At 69.1% G+C, this 19,084-nt stretch carries 15 protein-coding genes; 9 read left to right on the top strand and 6 right to left on the bottom strand.

What is annotated here, in order from left to right; all coding sequences use genetic code 11:
* Positions 1–395: 395 nt before the first annotated feature.
* The 5 genes from MMB92_RS32785 to MMB92_RS32805 all read left to right on the top strand — a co-directional run bounded on the left by MMB92_RS32785 (position 396) and on the right by MMB92_RS32805 (position 8,312).
* The gene (locus tag MMB92_RS32785) at positions 396–1,811 is read left to right on the top strand and encodes an FAD-binding oxidoreductase (RefSeq protein ID WP_277563199.1); all 1,416 of its coding nucleotides are present in this window, start codon (positions 396–398) and stop codon (positions 1,809–1,811) included.
* 182 nt (positions 1,812–1,993) lie between these two features.
* The gene (locus MMB92_RS32790; RefSeq protein ID WP_006491514.1) at positions 1,994–3,418 is read left to right on the top strand and encodes an amino acid permease; all 1,425 of its coding nucleotides are present in this window, start codon (positions 1,994–1,996) and stop codon (positions 3,416–3,418) included.
* 212 nt (positions 3,419–3,630) lie between these two features.
* Positions 3,631–6,567, top strand: a complete 2,937-nt coding sequence (locus MMB92_RS32795; protein ID WP_277563200.1) for a molybdopterin-dependent oxidoreductase — start codon at positions 3,631–3,633, stop codon at positions 6,565–6,567.
* 16 nt (positions 6,568–6,583) lie between these two features.
* Positions 6,584–7,327 carry a 4Fe-4S dicluster domain-containing protein gene (locus MMB92_RS32800; protein ID WP_006495178.1) on the top strand — a complete coding sequence of 248 codons (744 nt, stop codon included), beginning with the start codon at positions 6,584–6,586 and terminating at the stop codon, positions 7,325–7,327.
* 37 nt (positions 7,328–7,364) lie between these two features.
* Positions 7,365–8,312 (top strand): DmsC/YnfH family molybdoenzyme membrane anchor subunit, encoded by a 948-nt coding sequence (locus MMB92_RS32805; RefSeq protein WP_080324650.1) that lies wholly within the window; start codon positions 7,365–7,367, stop codon positions 8,310–8,312.
* Positions 8,313–8,338: 26 nt separating this feature from the next.
* On the opposite strand, the gene MMB92_RS32810 is transcribed toward MMB92_RS32805, so the two are convergent.
* Positions 8,339–9,091 (bottom strand): IclR family transcriptional regulator, encoded by a 753-nt coding sequence (locus MMB92_RS32810; protein ID WP_006481989.1) that lies wholly within the window; start codon positions 9,089–9,091, stop codon positions 8,339–8,341.
* Positions 9,092–9,276: 185 nt separating this feature from the next.
* Between MMB92_RS32810 and MMB92_RS32815 the strand changes: the two genes are divergently transcribed.
* Positions 9,277–10,266, top strand: a complete 990-nt coding sequence (locus MMB92_RS32815) for an AAA family ATPase (protein ID WP_006495176.1) — start codon at positions 9,277–9,279, stop codon at positions 10,264–10,266.
* Positions 10,263–11,984 (top strand): cobalt chelatase, encoded by a 1,722-nt coding sequence (locus MMB92_RS32820; RefSeq protein WP_277563201.1) that lies wholly within the window; start codon positions 10,263–10,265, stop codon positions 11,982–11,984. The genes MMB92_RS32815 and MMB92_RS32820 overlap by 4 nt, the downstream gene beginning before the upstream one ends.
* Before the next feature lie 12 nt (positions 11,985–11,996).
* Here the strand turns inward: MMB92_RS32820 and MMB92_RS32825 are convergent, their stop codons facing one another.
* From MMB92_RS32825 to MMB92_RS32845, 5 genes are all read right to left on the bottom strand, one after another.
* Positions 11,997–12,764, bottom strand: a complete 768-nt coding sequence (locus MMB92_RS32825) for a sulfite exporter TauE/SafE family protein (RefSeq protein WP_006491153.1) — start codon at positions 12,762–12,764, stop codon at positions 11,997–11,999.
* Positions 12,761–13,795 (bottom strand): phosphate acetyltransferase, encoded by a 1,035-nt coding sequence (gene pta / locus MMB92_RS32830; RefSeq protein ID WP_012493257.1) that lies wholly within the window; start codon positions 13,793–13,795, stop codon positions 12,761–12,763. The genes MMB92_RS32825 and pta overlap by 4 nt, the downstream gene beginning before the upstream one ends.
* A gap of 117 nt (positions 13,796–13,912) precedes the next feature.
* Positions 13,913–15,730: a sulfoacetaldehyde acetyltransferase gene (xsc, locus tag MMB92_RS32835; RefSeq protein WP_034202510.1), complete on the bottom strand. Its 1,818-nt coding sequence runs from the start codon at positions 15,728–15,730 to the stop codon at positions 13,913–13,915.
* A gap of 172 nt (positions 15,731–15,902) precedes the next feature.
* Positions 15,903–16,301 (bottom strand): nuclear transport factor 2 family protein, encoded by a 399-nt coding sequence (locus MMB92_RS32840; RefSeq protein WP_006491152.1) that lies wholly within the window; start codon positions 16,299–16,301, stop codon positions 15,903–15,905.
* A gap of 160 nt (positions 16,302–16,461) precedes the next feature.
* Entirely contained in the window at positions 16,462–17,988 is a 1,527-nt protein-coding gene (locus MMB92_RS32845) for a PLP-dependent aminotransferase family protein (RefSeq protein ID WP_062885456.1), read from the bottom strand.
* Between the two features lie 261 nt (positions 17,989–18,249).
* Between MMB92_RS32845 and MMB92_RS32850 the strand changes: the two genes are divergently transcribed.
* Together MMB92_RS32850 and MMB92_RS32855 are read left to right on the top strand one after the other, a co-directional pair.
* Complete coding sequence (locus tag MMB92_RS32850; RefSeq protein ID WP_006491133.1) at positions 18,250–18,588, top strand: GNAT family N-acetyltransferase; 339 nt, start codon at positions 18,250–18,252, stop codon at positions 18,586–18,588.
* Positions 18,589–18,633: 45 nt separating this feature from the next.
* The coding region (locus tag MMB92_RS32855) for an aldehyde dehydrogenase family protein (protein WP_277563202.1) at positions 18,634–19,084 on the top strand (451 nt) is incomplete at its 3' end.

Raw genomic sequence — 19,084 nt, forward strand, 5'->3', positions numbered from 1 at the left:
GCGCCGGGCGGGCGGCGGTGTGCGGGGTCGTATCGGCGCCGGGGCGCCGGCGGCCTCGCGTTCGCGCTTGCCGCGCGCCACCGGTCGCTCCGCGTTGCCGGCCGCCCGGCGGCCGGCGCGCTGGCCTGACTGCCGGCCCAGGCGCTGGTCCAAGCGAATCCGGCCCACTGGCCCTACCTGCGGTAAATCGGCCTGCCTACACTTTCCTCGACAGATCGCCGCATGGAAGCATCTGCACACGATCGACCCGAAGAGAACGATCAGGAGACAGGCATGACCAACAGGCAGTCGGCAGCATCCGCCCGCGCGGCGGACACGCGCCCCGCATCAGTCAGTCGAATCGCCTCGCGCGCCGGTTGCGGCGCAACGGGCATGCCCGCAACGGAGGGCTGACCATGTCGACCCCTTCCATCGAACGCACCACGAGCGGCTTCGCCGGCGGCCGGCCGAACGACACGCGTTACGACCCGACCTACGATCCGCTCGTGTCGCCGGGCCCCGGCTGCGGCAAGCAGTACGCGCCGACCTACTGGGTCGCGACGGCCGGCACTCCGCCGGCCGACGACGGCCCCGTCACGCGCGATCTCGACGTCGACGTCGCGATCATCGGCGCCGGCTATACGGGCCTCGCGACCGCGCTGTGCCTCGCGCGGGATCACGGCATCAAGGCCGTCGTGCTCGAGGCCAACCGCACCAGCTGGGGCTGCAGCAGTCGCAACGGCGGGCAGGGGCAGAACGCGTCGGGCCGGCTGTCGCGCTCGCAGTGGATCGAGCGCTGGGGCAAGGACGTCGCGCTGAAGATGCACGACGAGATTCTCGAAGGCTTCGAGCACTTCAAGTCGCTCGTATCGGAAATCGACTGCGATCCGCAGCCGGGCGGCCATTTCCTGATCGCGCATCGCCCGCGTATCATGGCGAAGCTCGCGGCCGAGGCGAAGGTGTGGAAGGACGTGTTCGGCTATCCGTCCGAACTGCTGAGCGCGGAGACGTTCCGCCGCGAATTCATCAACGACCACGAGGCGGCCGGCGCGCTGCACGAGCCGGAAGGCATCGGCATCCATGCGCTGAAACTCGCGTTCGGCTACCTGCGTCTCGCACGCGAAGCCGGCGCGAAGGTGCATACGAGCAGCCCCGTGCTCGGCTTCGAGACGATCGACGGCGTGCACCACCTGCGCACGCCGGGCGGCGTGGTGCGGGCTCGCGCGGTCGGCATCGCGACCGGCGCGTACACCGCGCAGACGCTGCATCCGTCGCTGCGCAGCAAGGTGATGCCGATCCTGTCGAATTCGATGGTCACGCGGCCGCTGACCGACGCCGAGATCGATGCATGCAACTTCCGCACGACGCAGGTGCTGACCGACACGCGCACGCTGCGCTTCTACTATCGTTTCCTGCCCGATCGCCGGCTGCAGATCGGCAGCCGCAGCGCGATCACCGGCGACGATGCGCCGAACCCGCGCCACCTCGATTTGCTGAAGGAAGGCATGGCGCGCAAGTTTCCGGCGCTGCGCGGCGTCGAGATCGATTACTCGTGGTGGGGCTGGGTCGACGTGAGTCACGACATGATGCCGCGCGTGTGCCAGCCCGATCCGCGGCAATCCGTGTACTACGCGCTCGGCTACGGCGGCAACGGCGTGTCGTATTCGCAGCAGGCCGGCCGTCGGCTCGCCGAGCAGATCGCGGGGAAGGGCGCACGCCAGGCGCTGCCGATCTTCACGTCGCCGTTGCCCGGTCACCCGTTCGCGCCGTTCCGGCGTATCGGGCAGCGGATGCTCTACCTGTCGTACTTCAGGAACGACGAAAAGCCCTGAGCGCGGGGCGCACCACCCGGCGCGACGCAAGACCGCGCGCGCCGGGCAACCCGACACAATAAAAGCCACAGAAATCCGTGCGGCCGGGGCTGCAGGTGCCCCTGCACGCGCCGTCGCCGGCGGCGCCCGCGTTCACCCGAAGGTGACGCGGGCGGCGCCGGACAACTGGATATGGAGAAGACATGCAACCCTCGATGAACCAGAGTGACCTGAAGTGTGGGCTCAAGCAGCGCCACATGACGATGATCGCGCTTGGCGGCGTGATCGGTGCCGGGCTGTTCGTCGGCAGCGGCGTGGTGATTCAGCAGACCGGGCCGGCCGCGATCCTGTCGTTCCTGATCACGGGCGGGCTGGTCGTGCTCGTGATGCGGATGCTCGGCGAGATGGCGTGCGCGATGCCGGCCGTCGGCTCGTTCTACGAGTACGCGCGGCTCGCGTTCGGCAACTGGCGCGGGCCCGGCAGGATGGCGGGCTTCCTGACCGGCTGGATGTACTGGTATTTCTGGGTGATCGTCGTCGCGCTGGAAGCGGTCGCGGGCGCCAGGCTGATCCAGTTCTGGCTGCCCGACACGCCGGCGTGGATCATCAGTCTCGCGCTGCTGGTCGTGCTGACGCTCACGAACCTGATCTCGGTCGGCAGTTACGGCGAATTCGAATTCTGGTTCTCGTCGATCAAGGTCGGCGCGATCGTCGTGTTCCTGTTCCTCGGCGGCCTCTACGTGCTCGGCATGTGGCCCGCGTCGATGCACACGACGGCCGTGCTGCCGACGCTGCTCGGTCACGGCGGCTTCATGCCGCTCGGCATCGGGCCGGTGATGAGCGGGGCGGTCGCGGCCACCGGGTTCTACTTCGGCGCGGAAATCGTCACGATCGCGGCGGCCGAGGCGAAGGAGCCGGCCAAGGCGGTTGCGAAGGCAACCAACTCGGTGATCACCCGCGTGCTGGTGTTCTACGTCGGCTCGGTCGCGCTCGTCGTCGCGCTGGTGCCGTGGAATTCCGCGCAGATGGCCACGCCGTACGTGAGCGCGCTGGAAGTGATGGGCCTGCCGGCCGCCGCCAACGTGATGAACGCGATCGTGCTGACCGCCGTGCTGTCCGCGCTCAACTCGGGCCTCTATGCGGCCTCGCGGATGCTGTTCGCGCTGACCCGCCACGGCGACGCGCCGGCCGCGCTCGCGAAGGTCAACAAGCGCGGCGTGCCGGTGCGCGCGATCCTGCTCGGCACGGTGTTCGGCTACGTGTCGGTCGTGATGTCGTACGTGTCGCCCGATACCGTGTTCGCGTTCCTCGTCAATTCGTACGGCACCGTCGCATTGTTCGTGTACGTGCTGATCGCGTTCTCGCAACTGCGCCTGCGCAAGCGTCTGGACCCGGTCGCCGCCAGCAAGCTGCGCGTGAAGATGTGGGCGTACCCGTACCTGACCTGGGTCGCGATCATCGGCATGGTCGGCATCCTCGTCGCGATGGCGTTCATCCCGGATCAGCGCAAGCCGCTCTGGCTCGGCGTCGCGAGCCTCGGCGTACTCGTCGTCGCGTACGGGCTGACGCGCCGCGGCCGCCGCGAGCATCTCGACGACAGCGAACTGCTCGCGTATCCGCCGCGTTGACGGGCGGCACCGCATGGCGCCGAAGGCCCGGTGCATGCGCCGGGCCTTCGCGCATGCGGCCCGCGGGGGAGCCGGCGCAACTATCGGGCCGACCGATAGCACCGATCAGAGGATGCGACTTTATGTCGGGCGCCGGCCGGCATAGCATGGATGAACCGATTCACCGGTGCGCGGCAACGACGCGCACCGTCATCCGCGAACGAGGACAGACGATGGAACATCGGGCACGCGAGCGCGACGAGCAGGCCGAGATCAAGACGACGACCTGCTACATGTGCGCATGCCGCTGCGGCATCCGCGTACACCTGCGCGACGGCGAAGTACGCTATATCGACGGCAATCCGCACCATCCGCTGAACCAGGGCGTCATCTGCGCGAAAGGTTCGTCGGGGATCATGAAGCAGTACTCGCCCGCGCGGCTCACGCAGCCGCTGATGCGCAAGCCGGGCGCGGAGCGCGGCGATGCGCAGTTCGAGCCGGTGTCGTGGGAGGTCGCGTTCGACGTGCTCGAAAAGCGCCTGTCGCACCTGCGCGCGACCGATCCGAAGCGTTTCGCGCTGTTCACGGGCCGCGACCAGATGCAGGCGCTCACCGGCCTGTTCGCGAAACAGTTCGGTACGCCGAACTATGCGGCGCACGGCGGGTTCTGCTCCGCGAACATGGCGGCCGGGATGATCTACACGATCGGCGGCTCGTTCTGGGAGTTCGGCGGCCCCGATCTCGACCGCGCGAAGCTGTTCTTCATGATCGGCACGGCGGAGGATCATCATTCGAATCCGCTGAAGATCGCGCTCGGCAAGTTCAAGCGCGCGGGCGGCCGCTTCATCGCGATCAATCCGGTGCGCACCGGTTACGCGGCGATCGCCGATGAATGGATTCCGATCCGCCCCGGCACCGACGGCGCGCTGTTCATGGCGCTGATGCACGAGTTGATCGCGCGCGATGCGTTCGACCACGAATTCGTGTCGCGCTTCACGAACGCGGCGGAACTGGTCGACCGGCGCGACGGCGCCGACACGTTCGGGCTGTTCGTGCGCGACGCCGACGCGCCGGAGGTCAACCCGCTGTATCCGCAGAACCGGATGTGGTGGGACACGAAGACGAACCGCGCGGTGCTGCACCACACGGATGGCGCGGAGCCGGCGCTCGACGGCCGCTATACGCTCGACGACGGCACGCCGGTCGCGCCGTCGTTCACGCTGCTGCGCGAACAGGTGGCCGCTTGCACGCCCGAATGGGCGGCCGACATCACCGGCATCGCGGCCGACACGATCCGCCGCCTTGCCCGCGAGATGGAGACGGTCGCGCGCGAGCAGGCGATCGAGCTGCCGGTGCGCTGGACCGATTCGTGGGGCCAGGCGCACGAATCGGTGAAGGGCGTGCCGATCGCGTTCCACGCGATGCGCGGGCTGGCCGCGCATTCGAACGGCTTCCAGACGATCCGTGCGCTCGCGGTGCTGATGTCGCTGCTCGGCACGATCGACCGGCCGGGCGGCTTTCGCCACAAGGCGCCGTATCCGCGCGCGGTGCCGCCGTCGGCGAAACCGCCGAACGATCCCGACCAGATCAAGCCGAACACGCCGCTCGCGAGCGGCCCGCTCGGCTGGCCGGCCGGCCCCGAGGACCTGTTCGTCCATCCGGACGGCACGCCCGCGCGGCTCGACAAGGCGTTCTCGTGGGAATACCCGCTCGCGGTGCACGGGCTGATGCATTCGGTGATCACCAATGCATGGCGCGGCGATCCCTATCCGATCGATACGCTGCTGATCTTCATGGCCAACATGGCGTGGAATTCGTCGATGAATACGACGGAAGTGCGCAAGATGCTGGTCGACAAGCGCGCCGACGGCGAATACCGGATTCCGTTCCTGGTCGTGTGCGATGCGTTCGCGTCGGAGATGACCGCGTTCGCCGACCTGATCCTGCCCGACACGACCTACCTCGAACGGCACGACGTGATGTCGGTGCTCGACCGGCCGATCTCCGAATTCGACGGGCCGGTCGATTCGGTGCGCGTGCCCGTCGTGCCGCCGACCGGCGAGTGCAAGCCGTTCCAGGAAGTGCTGATCGAGCTGGCGAGCCGGCTGAAGTTTCCGGCCTTCACGACGCCGGACGGGCAGCGCAAGTACCGCGACTATCCGGATTTCGTCGTCAATTTCCAGACCGCGCCGGATTCGGGCACCGGCTTCCTGATCGGCTGGCGCGGCAAGGACGGCGAGAAGGCCGTCGTCGGCGAGCCGAACCCCGACCAGTGGAAACGCTATGCGGAGAACGACTGCGTGTACCACTACCGGTTGCCGGAATCGCTGCAATACATGCGCAACTGCAACGGGCCATACATGCAGTGGGCGGTCGACAACGGGATGCGCAAGTTCGGCGTGCCGATCGTGATCCAGCTCTACTCGGACGTGATGCAGAAATTCCGGCTCGCCGCGCAGGGCCGCACGTCGGGCCGCCAGCCGCCGGATCATCTGCGCGAACGCATCGCGCGTTACTTCGACCCGTTGCCGTTCTGGCATCCGTCGCTCGAAAGCGGGCTGACCGATGCGAACCGCTATCCGCTCGCGGCGATCACGCAGCGGCCGATGGCGATGTACCACTCGTGGGATTCGCAGAACGCGTGGCTGCGGCAGATCCACGGCGAGAACCACCTGTTCGTGAACCCGGTGACGGCCGCCGCGCAGCAGATCGACGACGGCGCATGGATCTACGTCGAATCGCCGTGGGGCAAGGTGCGCTGCCGCGCGCGCTACAGCGAGGCGGTCGAGCCCGGCACCGTGTGGACCTGGAACGCGATCGGCAAGGCGGCCGGCGCGTGGAACCTCGGCCCCCACGCGGGCGAATCGCAGCGCGGCTTCCTGCTCAATCACGTGATCACCGACGAGTTGCCCGACGCGGCCCGAGGCGGTGCGCGGCTGTCGAATTCCGACCCGGTGACCGGGCAGGCCGGCTGGTACGACGTGCAGGTGCGGATCTACCCGGCCGAAGCGGATGCGGCGACCACGCTGCCGCAGTTCGCGCCGATGCCGGCGCTGCCGGGCACGCCGCGCGTGCTGCAACGCGTGCAGGCGTATTTCGCGGGAACCGGCGCATTCGCCGCGCGGCTGCGGCGCGCGGCGTCGGCGGGCCCGAAGTCCGACGATCGCTAAGCGAAGGAGCGCAACCATGACCCAGATGGCCCTCGTCATCGACCTGAACGTGTGCGTCGGCTGCCATGCCTGCGTGACGAGCTGCAAGGAATGGAACACGTCCGGCGAAGCCGGCAGCCTTGCCGATCTGCGTCCGTACGACGACGATCCGTCCGGCACGTTCTTCAACCGCGTGCAGACCTACGAGGCCGGCGTGTTCCCGATGACGGACACGATCCACTTCCCGAAGTCGTGCCTGCACTGCGAGGACCCGCCGTGCGTGCCGGTCTGCCCGACCGGCGCGAGCTTCAAGCGCAAGTCGGACGGCATCGTGCTGGTCGACTACGACAAGTGCATCGGCTGCAAGTACTGCGCGTGGGCATGTCCGTACGGCGCGCGCGAACTCGACGAAGGCCGCAAGGAGATGACGAAGTGCACGCTGTGCGCGGACCGCATCGACAACGAAGCGCTGCCGGAGCGCGATCGCAAGCCGGCCTGCGTGCTCGCGTGCCCGACGTCGGCGCGGCTGTTCGGCGACGTGCACGACCCGGAATCGGACGTGTCGCGCGCGATCCGCGACCGCGGCGGCTATGCGCTGATGCCCGAGTGGGGCACGCGGCCGTCGAACCATTACCTGCCGCGCGTGAAGACCGAAGCATCGTGCGGATGCGGCAGCAGCGGCGGATGCGGCAGCGCATCGAACGGGCGCGACGACGATTCGTTCGAGGCCCGCGCGGCGCGCGGCGACATCGATCTCGTGTCGCTGGCGACCCCGCGCTGAGCGACGCGCATTTCATTCAGACACAGACGGAGTTTCCATGCGCCCAGCCTTTTCGGTCGTTTTTCTCACCACGCTGTGCGGCGCCGCACAGGGCCTGCTGCTGACGCTCGTGATCGTCGAGGCGCTGGCGTGGCTGGCCGGCGTTGACGTCGGCGCCCCGTTCTACGTGACCGGGGCCGCGCTGTCGGTCGCACTCGGCGTGCTCGGCCTGTTCGCGTCGTTCTTTCATCTCGGCCACCCGGAGCGCGCGTGGCGCGCGATCGCGATGTGGCGTACGTCGTGGCTGTCGCGCGAGTGCATCGCGCTGCCGGTGTTTCTCGCCTGCGCGTTCGCGTATGGCGCGGCGCATCTGTTCGCGTGGCCCGGCACGCTGCTGATCGGTGCGGCGGGCGCGCTCGCGAGCGTCGCGCTGTTCGTCTGCACGGCGATGATCTACGCGTGCCTGCGCTTCCTGCAGGAATGGGCGAGCCCGCTGACGCTCGTGAACTTCGTGCTGCTCGGCTGCGCATCGGGCTGCACGCTCGCGACGGCCTGCGCCGCGTGGCTCGCGCCGGCGCTGGTCGGCCGGCTCGCGGCGGCCGCCTGCGTGCTGACGTTCGCCGGTGGCGTGGCGCGGCTCGCGTCGCTCGCACGCAATGCACGGCTGCGGCCGAAGTCGACCGTGCAGAGCGCGACGGGGATTCGTCACGCGAAGGTCGAACAGAAGTCGCGCGGCTTCACGGCCAGCGCGTTCAACACGAAGGAGTTCTTTCACGGGCAGGGCAACGGCACGCTGCGCGCGGTGAAGGCCGGCTTCCTGATCGGCGCATTCGCGGTGCCGTTCGTGCTGACCGGCGCCGGCGCGCTCGCGCCGACGTCGATCGCGGCGGCCGTCGCGCTCGGCGCGGCGTTCGTGATCCAGTACGCGGGGCTGGTGGCGGAACGCTGGTTCTTCTTCGCGGATGCGCGGCATCCGCAGAACCTCTACTACCAGCGCGCGTCATGACGCGGCCGGCGCGCCGCCGCGCGGCACTAGAAGGTCTTCGCGAGCGCGCGGGCCGCTTCCTGCAGCCGCGGCACGTGGTCGAGCAGCCGCGACAGCGGCGCGCGCGACACCGGCGCATGGACGGCGACCGCGGCGATGCACGCGCCGTCGTCGTCGAGCACCGGCGCCGCGATGCAGACGATCCCCGCGACGAATTCCTCGTTGTCGATCGCGATGCCCTTGTGCGCGGTGCGGTCGAGTTCGGCTTCGAGCAGTTCCGGGTCGGAGATCGTGTTCGGCGTATGGCGCGGCAGCGCCATCGTGCGCACCAGCGCCGCGCGTTCGTCGCGCGGCAGCAGCGCGAGCAGCAGCTTGCCGCTGGCGCTGCAGTAAGCGGGCACGCGCGAGCCGGGTTTCAGGTCGAGCCGCAGCGGCCAGTCGGCTTCCACGCGGTCGAGATAGACGACTTCCGTGTCGTGCAGGGCGGTCAGGTTGCAGGTCTCGGCGAGGTCGGCGACGAGCCGTTCGAGGATCGCATGGCGCAGCCGGCGCGTGCCCGCGTGCAGCATCACGCCGGTGCCGAGCCGCGCGAGGCGCGGGCCGACCGCATACGCGTTCTTGCGGCCCGGCTCGCGGATCACGAGCCCGCCGGCTTCGAGCGACGCGAGCATCCGGTGCAGCGAGGCCTTCGGGATATCGACGTCGCGCGCGAGATCGGCGAGCGACACGGCGTCGCCGGCCTGGACGAGATGTTCGAGCAGCGCGAAGGCGCGCAGCGTGGGCGTATCCGCGGGCAGCATGTCGGGCGTTCCGGAAACTGGACTGCGGCCATTGTACCGAACGGTCCGGCAGGCCGGCCGCACGGGGCGGCGGGGGCCAGCAACCCGGCCCGCATTTTCGGCAGCGGAACGCATCGTTCCGTCAACAGGATCGACGCAGGCGCCATCGACGCCTGCGCAACAGGCAACGACAGGAGCGCCACGCGATGGATGGGGTAACGAACAAGCCGGACTGCATGGTGTCGGTCCGCGAACGGTTCGGTTTCGACTCGGACCTGATGGTGCCCGCGTTCGGCACGCGCGACGATCACGTGCCCGATATCGACGACGCGTACCGCTTCAACCCGGACGTCACGCTCGCGATTCTCGCGGGCTTCGCGCGCAACCGCCGCGTGCTCGTGCAGGGGATGCACGGCACCGGCAAGTCGACCCATATCGAGCAGGTCGCGGCGCGGCTGAACTGGCCGTGCGTGCGCGTGAACCTCGACGGTCACATCAGCCGGCTCGACCTCGTCGGCAAGGATGCGATCGTCGTGCGCGACGACGTGCAGGTGACCGAGTTCCAGGAAGGGATCGTGCCGTGGGCGCTGCAGCGTCCGGTCGCGCTGATCTTCGACGAATACGATGCGGGGCGGCCCGACGTGATGTTCGTGATCCAGCGGATCCTGGAGCGCGACGGCAAGTTCACGCTGCTCGACCAGAATCGCGTGATCCATCCGCATCCGTCGTTCCGGCTGTTCGCGACCGCGAACACGGTCGGGCTCGGCAACCTGAACGGGCTCTACCACGGCACGCAGATGCTCAACCACGCGCAGATGGACCGCTGGAACGTGGTCGCGACGCTCGACTACCTGCCGCGCGACGAGGAGATCGGCATCGTGCGCGCACGCGTGCCGGCACTCGCGGACGAAGCCGGCCGCCCGCTGCTCGAATCGATGGTGAGCCTGGCCGAGCTGACGCGCAACGGTTTCGCGACCGGCGATCTGTCGACGCTGATGTCGCCGCGCACGGTGATCAACTGGGCCGAGAACTGCCAGATCTTCCGCGATCCGGCGCTCGCGTTCCGGCTGACGTTCCTGAACAAGTGCGACGACGCCGAGCGGCCGGTCGTCGCCGAGTATTACCAGCGCTGCTTCGGCGAGGAACTGGCGGTCGCGTCGCGCGCCGGCGGCGGCGAGCCGGGAGCGGGTCGGTGAGCGCCGATCGCGACGCGGCGCGCCGCGCCGCCGCGCGCGAAGCGCTGGGCGCGTCGACCGTGCGGGCGCTGACGCGCGATGCGGCGCTGCATTACCGTGCGGGCCGCGTGTGCCGCGACCTGCGGCCGCTGCCGATCCATGCGCCGCACCTGCGCGCGCAGGCCGCCGACGACGATCTCGCGTCGTGGCGCGGCGCGGCCGACGGCGCGGCGTTGCGCATCCTGCACTCCGATGCCGAACTGCATCGTGCGCTGTCCGGCGACGATCCGGTCGAACGCGTGCTGTTCGAGATGCTCGAGCAACTGCGCTGCGAATCGCTCGCGCCGGCCGCCATGCGCGGCGTCCTGCTGAACCTGCGCCATCGTTTCGAAACCTGGTCGCGCGCGTTTCACCGGTCGGGGCAGGCCGATACGCATGTCGGAATCCTGGTCTACACGGTCGCGCAGATCGCGTGGTCGCGGCTGACCGGCTGGCCCGTGCTCGAGGAAACGGAAGACCTGATCGAAGCGCCGCGCGCGGCGATCGTGCCGGAAATCGGCGTGGCGCTCGCTGGGCTCCGCCGCTGCCGGCACGACCAGCGCGCGTTCGCCGGCCACGCGTTGGCGCTGGCGCGGCGCATTGCGTCGATGATCCGCGACGCGCGCGCGGCCGTCGTCGAAACGCAGACGGAAGACGCGCGCGAGCAGGACGACGCGCTGACGAATTTCTCGCTGTGGGTCGATTTCGACGACACGGGCATCGACCTGCCGGCGCTCGTGGAGACCGGCGACAGCGTCGTGCTGCACGGCGGCGGCGCCACGTATCGGGCGTACACGACGCGCTACGACCGCGAATTCAAGCCGGCCGCGCAGATCCGCGCGGCGTTGCTGCGCGAGTATCGCGACCGGCTCGACGCCCAGGTCGCCGCGCAGCGGATCAACGTCACGCGGCTCGCGCGCGTGCTGCGCGCGGCGCTCGTCGTGCCGCAGGCCGACGGCTGGTCGTTCGGCGAGGAACACGGCCGCCTCGACGGCCGCCGGCTCGCGCAACTCGTCAGCTCGCCGGCCGAGCGGCGGCTGTTCCGGCTCGAACGCGTGCGGCCGCATGCCGATTGCGCGCTCGCGTTCCTGATCGACTGCTCGGGGTCGATGAAGGCGTGGATCGACGGCGTCGCGCTGATGGTCGACACGCTGGCGCGTGCGGGCGACGCCGCGGGCCTCGCGACCGAAGTGCTGGGTTTCACGACGCTTGCGTGGAACGGCGGCCGCGCGCGCCAGGACTGGCTCGCGTGCGGCAAGCCGCGCCATCCGGGGCGCCTCAACGAAATCGGCCACCTGGTGTTCAAGGATGCCGACACGCGCTGGCGGCACGCGCGCGCCGGCATTGCCGCGCTGTTCAAGGCCGACCTGTTTCGCGAAGGGATCGACGGCGAAGCGGTCGACTGGGCGTGCGCGCGGCTCGCCGCGCGGCCGGAAGCGAGAAAGATCCTCGTCGTGATCTCGGATGGCAGCCCGATGGACGGCGCCACCGCACTGGCGAACGATCCGTTCTACCTCGACAACCATCTGAAGCAGGTGGTCGCCCGCCAAGAAGGGGCCGGCCGCGTCGAAGTGCTCGGGCTCGGCGTCGGGCTCGATCTCGGCCCGTACTACCGGCACCGGCTCGCGATCGATCTCGTATCGCCCCCGGACATGAAGCGGCTCGTCGAAATCGCCGGCTGGATCGGCGCGCGACGGTGAAGCCGGAAGGAGTCAGCCGCGATGCAGCAGCGGCGGCAGCGACGTCGCGATCAGCCCGACGCCGATCGCCATCAGCACGCCGAACGCGAGCCGGCGCAGCGCGACCGGCGACAGCGGCGGCGGGTAGTGCCGGCCGGCGACCGTCGTCAGCATCACAACCGGGGTCGCGAGCGCGGCCAGCAGCCAGATGTCGCGATCGAGCTGGCCTTCGCAAGCGCTGTACAGCACCCGCGTGGCCGACGTGGTCGTGAACAGCACGATCAGCGCGCAGCGGATCTGCACGAGCGTCAGCGGCTGCCGGTAGAACTGGAAGATCAACGGCGGCCCCGACACGCCGAACATCCCGCTCAGCAGCCCGCCGAAGATGCCGCTGACGAAGAAGCTGCGGTTGTCCGAGCGTTCCGTCAGCGGCGTCGGCCGCAGCGCCGCGCTCAGGCCGCCGTACAGCACGACCACGCCGAGGATCAGTTGCAGCAGGTCGGCCGCCGAGCGGCTCAGGCATTCGAGCAGCACCACGCCGGCGACGACCGACGGCAGGATGCCGAGCGTCGCCGCGCCAACCGCCCGCCAGTCGATGTGATGCAGCCGGCCCGGCAGCGCGGTCGCGCCGTTCGCGAGCGACACGACGCTCATCAGCGTCGCGACCGTGGCGAGCGGCGCGAGCCCGAAGCCGCTCGTCACGCCCATCACGATCATCCCGAGGCCGAAACCCGTGACGGTCTGGAAATAGCTGCCGGCGCCGATCACCGCGATCAGGATCGCCAGTTTGTCGGCCGTCATGCGGGTGCGACCTCGCCGGTCGCGGCCCGTTGCATGGCCGCTTGCGCCTGCACGGTGGTCGCCGCGATCACGTGATACACGTCGTCGGCGCCGCAGCCGCGCGACAGGTCGTTCGCAGGCCGGCGCAAGCCCTGCAACAGCGGGCCGACGGCCTTTGCGCGGCCGATCCGCTCGGCGAGCTTGTAGCCGATGTTGCCGGCTTCGAGGCTCGGGAACACGAGCACGTTCGCGTGGCCGCCGACCTGCGAATGCGCGATCTTGCGCTCGGCGATTTCCGCGACGATCGCCGCGTCGAGCTGCACATCGCCGTCGATCGCGAGCGCCGGGCGCAGTTCGCGCACGCGCGCGGTCGCGGCCGTCACCTTGTCGACCGCCGCATGGTGCGCGCTGCCGCTCGTCGAGAACGACAGCATCGCGACGCGTGGTGCTTCGCCGAGCAGCGCGTGCGCGCTGTCGGCGGCGGCCATCGCGATCTCGGCGAGCTGGCCGGCGTCCGGATCGACGACGAGCGCGCAGTCGGAGAAGATCAGCCCGCCCTTGATCGTATGGAACGGCTCGCACAGCATCATCAGGAAGAAGCTCGACACGATCCGGAACGCCGGATCGACGCCGATCAGCTGGATCGCCGCGCGCACCACGTCGGCCGTCGCATGCACGGCGCCCGCGACCGAGCCGTCCGCGTCGCCGAGCCGCACCATCAGGTTCGCATGGCAGAGCGGGTCGAGTACCGCGTCGCGCGCGGCGTCGGCCGTCATGCCCTTGGCTTTGCGCAACGCGTGCAGCGCGTCGGCATACGCGTCGCGTTGCGGGGCGGTGGCCGGATCGACGAGCGTCATGCCGTCGAGGTCGAGCGCGTCGCGCGCGGCCGCCGCGTGGATGGCCGCACGGTCGCCGACGAGCACGATGCGGGCGATGCCGTCGCGTGTCGCACGCGCGGCGGCATGCAGCACGCGCGGGTCGTCGGCTTCGCACAGCGCGATGCGCATCGGCTGGCGGCGCGCGGATTCGAGAATGCGGTCGAGGGCTTTCATCGGGAATTCGAAGTAAAAAAGGCCGGATGCGGCGGCCCGCACGGGGCACGGCGTCCGGCCGGGTTCCGGCCGTGCGGGGAGGGCACGGCCGGACGCGGGTGCGTCAGCGACGCGGCATCACACGTAGTCCTTGTACTTGTCGAGCAGGCGAACCGGCTTCGACAGCGCGTCGCGGCGGAACGGATCGCCGAGTTCGCGCGTGCACATGATCTCGATGATCGTCGTCTTGCCTTCGTTCATCTGCATGTCGATCGCGCGCTTGAGTGCCGGCCCGACATCCTCCAGACGGTCGACCGTGATCCCTTCGGCGCCCATCGCACGGGCGATCGCCGCGAAACTCTGGTTGTCGAGTTCGCCCGCGACGAAGCGGCGGTTGTAGAAGTCGACCTGGTTCTTCTTCTCCGCGCCCCATTGACGGTTGTGGAACACCACGGCCGTGACCGGGATGTTGTGACGCACGCAGGTCATCGTTTCCATCAGGCTCATGCCCCACGCGCCGTCGCCCGCATACGACACGGCCGGGCGGTGCGGCGCGGCGACCTTCGCACCGATGATCGTCGGGAACGCGTAGCCGCAGTTGCCCCAGCTCATCGCCGCGAAGAAGCTGCGCGGCTTGTTGAAGCGCAGGTAGCTGTTCGCGACCGAGTTGATGTTGCCGATGTCGGTCGACACCATCACGTCCTCGGGCATCGCCTTTTCGAGTTCGCGCAGCACCTGGCGCGGATGCAGGTAGCGCCCGCCGTTGAAGGTTTTTTCGTTCTTCTGTTCCTCGATCATGTCGAGGCTGTAGGCGTCACGCTCGTGCGTCCAGTCGTCGAGTTCCTTTTCCCACGCGGCCTTCTCGGTCGCGATCTGGTCGGCGCGCTCGCCGCGCGAGCCGTCGCATGCGAGCGTGCGGCCGTCGAGGCGCTGCGTGAGCGCGACGGCCGCCGCCTTCGCGTCGCCGCAGATGCCGACCGAGATCTTCTTCACGAGGCCGAGCATCTTGTGGTCGGCGTCGATCTGGATGATCTTCGCGTCCTTCGGCCAGTAGTCCATCCCGTGCTGCGGCAGCGTGCCGAACGGCCCGAGGCGCGAACCGAGTGCGATCACGACGTCCGCGCGCGACAGCAGCTTCATCGCGGCCTTCGAGCCCTGGTAGCCGAGCGGGCCGCACCACAGCGGATGGTTCGCCGGGAACGAGTCGTTGTGCAGGTAGCTGTTGACGACCGGCGCACCGAGCCGTTCGGCGAGCGCCTTGCATTCCTCGATCGCGTCGGCCATCACGACGCCGCCGCCCGAGATGATCACCGGGAATTTCGCCTGCGCGATCAGATCGGCCGCGTCGTTCAGGCTCTGTTCGCCGCCGGGGCCGCGATCGAGCCGGCGCGGTTGCGGAATCTCGACCTTGACCTTGCCGTAGAAGTAGTCGCGCGGAATGTTCAGCTGCGTCGGGCCCATCTCGGCCTGGGCGCGATCGAAGCAGCGCGCGGTGAATTCGGCCATCCGCGCCGGGTGCGTGACGTGGCCCTGGTATTTCGTGAATTCCTGGAACATCGGCAACTGGTTCGCTTCCTGGAAGCCGCCGAGGCCGATGCCCATCGTGCCGGCCTCCGGCGTGACGATCACGACCGGGCTGTGCGCCCAGTACGCGGCCGCGATCGCGGTCACGCAGTTGCTGATGCCGGGGCCGTTCTGGCCGATCACGACGCCGTGGCGGCCCGACACGCGTGCATAGCCGTCGGCCATGTGGCCGGCGCCCTGTTCGTGCACGACCGGGATCAGGCGGATGCCGGCCGGCGCGAAGATGTCCATCGCGTCCATGAACGCGGAGCCCATGATGCCGAACATGTCGGTCACGCCGTTGGCCGCGAGGGTTTCGACGAAGGCTTCGGATGGCGTCATGTCCTGCGGGCCGCTGGTCGATGCACGCAGGGAAGTGGATTGTTCGCTCATGGGTTGTCTCCGATTGTTCAATTAACGGAACGTCTTGTTCCAGATGCTATTGGCTGGGAAAAGCCGGTCAAGTCATTCCGCCCGCTGGCGGGGAATGTGGAATGAAATGAAATGATTCGTTTCAAAATGCGCGCCCGGGGTGGGATGGCCCGAACGCGCGCGAGCGGCGCGCTCAGGCCGGCTGCTTCGGCCGTTCCTTGCGGAACGCGCGCTTGACGGCGATCAGCCCGTCGCGGAACTCGAACAGGTCGCAGCCTTCGGCTTCGATGCGCCAGCCTTCCGCGTGCGTGCCGGTGAACACCCATTCGGATACGCCGCGTTCGCCGGCCACGTAGTGGCGGCCGTGGCCCCAGTGCGCATCGGGGAAGGTCTTGAACACGGCTTCGAACGCGGCGCGCACCGCGTCGCGGCCGACGAAGCGCGTGCCGTGAATGTCGGGGCCGCCGGCCGCGTCGAACACGCAGTCCTCGGTCATGAAGCCCATCAGCGCGTGGGCGTCATGCCGGTTGAAGGCGTCGGAAAAAGCCGCGAGCGTGGCGGCCGTGACGGGGGCGGTAAGCGTGTCGGACATAACGTGTCTCCTGTCGAATGATGGACGGTGCGCGAGGCGCTGATGCGCATGCGGCACGCGGTATCGACACGTTAGTGAGCGCTCGTTTTTGGCGGTAGCGCCAGTTCAGGGGATTCGGTTGGGCCAGGGGCGAGCGTGACCGGCTGACGCGATGCCGCGTTCAGGCGTCGGGCTTCTGCGCCCGCACGCACCGCGCGAGCGCCCGCACGCCCGGCTCGATCCGTTCCAGCGGAATCGCGGAAAAGCCCATCCGGAAGCAGCGCCGCGCATTGCTGTCGTCGTTCATGAAGAACACGCCGCCGGGCTCGATCAGGATCCCGGCCTCCTGCGCGTCCGCCGCGAGACGCGCCGCGTCGAGCCACGGCGGCCCCTCGACCCAGCACGACGCGCCGCCCGTCACGGGCACATGGCGCGCTTCCGGCAGATGCGCATCGAGCGCGGCCATCAGCGCCTGCGAGCGCTCGCTGTACGCATGCGCGAGCCGGCGCAGCAACGCGTCGTGATGGCCGAGCGCAAGAAAGGTCGCGAACGCCCGCTGGATATACGCGACCGGATGGCGCACCATCAGCCGCCGCAGCGCGCGCAGCTCGCGGATCAGCTCGCGCGGCCCGACCACGTAGCCGAGCCGCAGGCCCGGCGCGAACGTCTTCGACAGGCTGCCGACGTAGATCACGCGGTCGGCCGTATCGAGGCTCTTCAGCGCCGGATGCGGCGTGCCGGAGAACGTGTTCTCGCTCTCGTAGTCGTCCTCGATGATCACGAAATCGTGCTGCTGCGCGCAATCGAGCAGCGCGCGGCGGCGCTCGACCGGCATCGTCGCGGTGGTCGGGCATTGATGGCTCGGCGTCACGTACACGTAGTCGCAGCGCGACAGCGTGTTGCCGAGCGAGTCGGGCGCGATCCCGTGCCCGTCGACGGGCAGCGGCAGCAGCCGCGCGTTGCGGTTCTCGAAGATGTTGCGTGCGTCCGGATAGCCGGGATTCTCGAAGCCGACCGTCGTGTGCTTGCCGCACAGCAGGTCCGCGATCAGGTACAGCGCCTGCTGGCAGCCGTTCGTGACGACGATCTCGTCGGGCATCGCGAACACGCCGCGCCGCGGCAGCACGCGCGTGCGGATCTGCTGGATCAGCGATTCGTCGTCGCGCTCGATCAGGTCGGGCGCCCAGTTGCGGATCTCCATCACCGACAGCGCCTTCAGGCAGCATTCGCGCCAGTCGTTGGTCGGAAACAGCGACTGGTCGAATTGCCCGTAGATGAACGGATATTCGTAGTGCTGCCAGTTCGCGGGCTTCACGATGTTGCGCTGCCTCGACGGCGGATGCGCGATGCGTTTGTCCCATGCGGGGCGGCCCGGCGTGTCGTCGCCGGTCTCCGTTTGCGCGGCGGGCCTGGCGGCCGCGAAGCCGGGCACGCCTTCGAGCATCTTCGGGTTCACGAAGTGCCCGCTGCGTTCGCGCGAGATCAGGTAGCCCTCTTCGACGAGCATCTGGTACGCGAGCACGACGGTGTTGCGCGCGACGCCGAGCTGGTCGGCGAGCTCGCGGCTCGACGGCAGCGCCGCATCGGGCGCGAGCTGGCCGTCGAGGATCGCGGCCACCAGCATGCGCCGGATCTGGTCCTGCAGGCTCGACGCCGACGACCGCCGGAACTGCTGGGCCCATAAGGCGGTCGGGGTACGACTCGGCATGCTTCCTCCTGTGATCGGTACGGGACACGCGAGGCGGCGCGCGGCGGATGCGCAGGCCCGCGAGGGCGCGGTGTGGCGAGAATACGCGCGTCGCGCCGCGGATGTGGACTCAATGAAATGTGGCGTCTGGCACTACTGCGCGTCGACGTGGCAAGACGATACTCAACTCGTCGCGCCCGCACGATCCGGATAACTCCCCGGTACGCGGGCGCAGGGAGGCGTGCGCGCGTCGCGCGCCGGCATCTTCACCGGAGGGGCGGCATGCACGTCGTCGTGTTCAGGGATCGTTGCGCACGCGTGATCCGCATCGTGTTCGACGACGCGCGCGCGACGGCGGTCGCGTATCGCGACGACGAGGCGATCGGCGAACTCGGCATCGACGCCGACGACGGCGCGGTGTGCTCGCCGTCGCTCGCTCGTCTGTACGTCGAACCGGCCTACCGACGCAGCGGCATCGCGCACACGCTGCTGGCGTGCGCGTCGCGCGAATTCGGCCGGCCGATCCGCATCGACACCGCGGCGCGCGAATGGCCCGATTCGCCGGCGTGGGCGACGCTGTGCCGCTGCCTCGAATACGAAGGGCTGGTGGTGGTGCGCTAGCCCGACAGCGTGGCCACGACCACGCCTCACGAGAACGGAGACGACATGAGCACGGTTTTGAAGCCGATTCCCTCATCCGACGTGCGTCACGAAGCGTTGCGCATCGACGGGCAGCGCGTGTGGCGCGACGCGGTGATCGACGTGCGCAACCCGTACGACGGCGCGCTGGTCGGCACCGTGCCGAAGGCGACGCTCGATGACGTGCGCCGTGCCTTCGCGGTCGCGCGTGCGTACCGGCCGACGCTCACGCGCCACGATCGCGCGGCGATCCTGCGCCGCGCGGCCGACATCGTGCGCTCGCGCACCGCGGAGATCGCGGCGCTGATCACGGCCGAGGCCGGTTTGTGCATCAAGGATTCGACTTACGAAGCCGGCCGCGTGGCCGACGTGCTCACGTTCGGCGCCGGCGAAGTGCTGAAGGACGACGGGCAGATCTTCTCGTGCGATCTGACGCCGCACGGCAAGAAGCGCCGCGTGTACACGCAGCGCGATCCGC

Source organism: Burkholderia sp. IO2 (assembly GCF_029522185.1).
In the GTDB taxonomy this organism is placed as follows: domain Bacteria; phylum Pseudomonadota; class Gammaproteobacteria; order Burkholderiales; family Burkholderiaceae; genus Burkholderia; species Burkholderia cenocepacia.

Bases quoted from the DNA above. Each gene is read 5' to 3' on its own strand.
- MMB92_RS32785 (WP_277563199.1), top strand. From the start codon at position 396: ATGTCGACCCCTTCCATCGAACGCACCACGAGCGGCTTCGCCGGCGGC.
- MMB92_RS32790 (WP_006491514.1), top strand. From the start codon at position 1,994: ATGCAACCCTCGATGAACCAGAGTGACCTGAAGTGTGGGCTCAAGCAG.
- MMB92_RS32795 (WP_277563200.1), top strand. From the start codon at position 3,631: ATGGAACATCGGGCACGCGAGCGCGACGAGCAGGCCGAGATCAAGACG.
- MMB92_RS32800 (WP_006495178.1), top strand. From the start codon at position 6,584: ATGACCCAGATGGCCCTCGTCATCGACCTGAACGTGTGCGTCGGCTGC.
- MMB92_RS32805 (WP_080324650.1), top strand. From the start codon at position 7,365: ATGCGCCCAGCCTTTTCGGTCGTTTTTCTCACCACGCTGTGCGGCGCC.
- MMB92_RS32810 (WP_006481989.1), bottom strand. From the start codon at position 9,091: ATGCTGCCCGCGGATACGCCCACGCTGCGCGCCTTCGCGCTGCTCGAA.
- MMB92_RS32815 (WP_006495176.1), top strand. From the start codon at position 9,277: ATGGATGGGGTAACGAACAAGCCGGACTGCATGGTGTCGGTCCGCGAA.
- MMB92_RS32825 (WP_006491153.1), bottom strand. From the start codon at position 12,764: ATGACGGCCGACAAACTGGCGATCCTGATCGCGGTGATCGGCGCCGGC.
- pta (WP_012493257.1), bottom strand. From the start codon at position 13,795: ATGAAAGCCCTCGACCGCATTCTCGAATCCGCGCGCCGCCAGCCGATG.
- xsc (WP_034202510.1), bottom strand. From the start codon at position 15,730: ATGAGCGAACAATCCACTTCCCTGCGTGCATCGACCAGCGGCCCGCAG.
- MMB92_RS32840 (WP_006491152.1), bottom strand. From the start codon at position 16,301: ATGTCCGACACGCTTACCGCCCCCGTCACGGCCGCCACGCTCGCGGCT.
- MMB92_RS32845 (WP_062885456.1), bottom strand. From the start codon at position 17,988: ATGCCGAGTCGTACCCCGACCGCCTTATGGGCCCAGCAGTTCCGGCGG.
- MMB92_RS32850 (WP_006491133.1), top strand. From the start codon at position 18,250: ATGCACGTCGTCGTGTTCAGGGATCGTTGCGCACGCGTGATCCGCATC.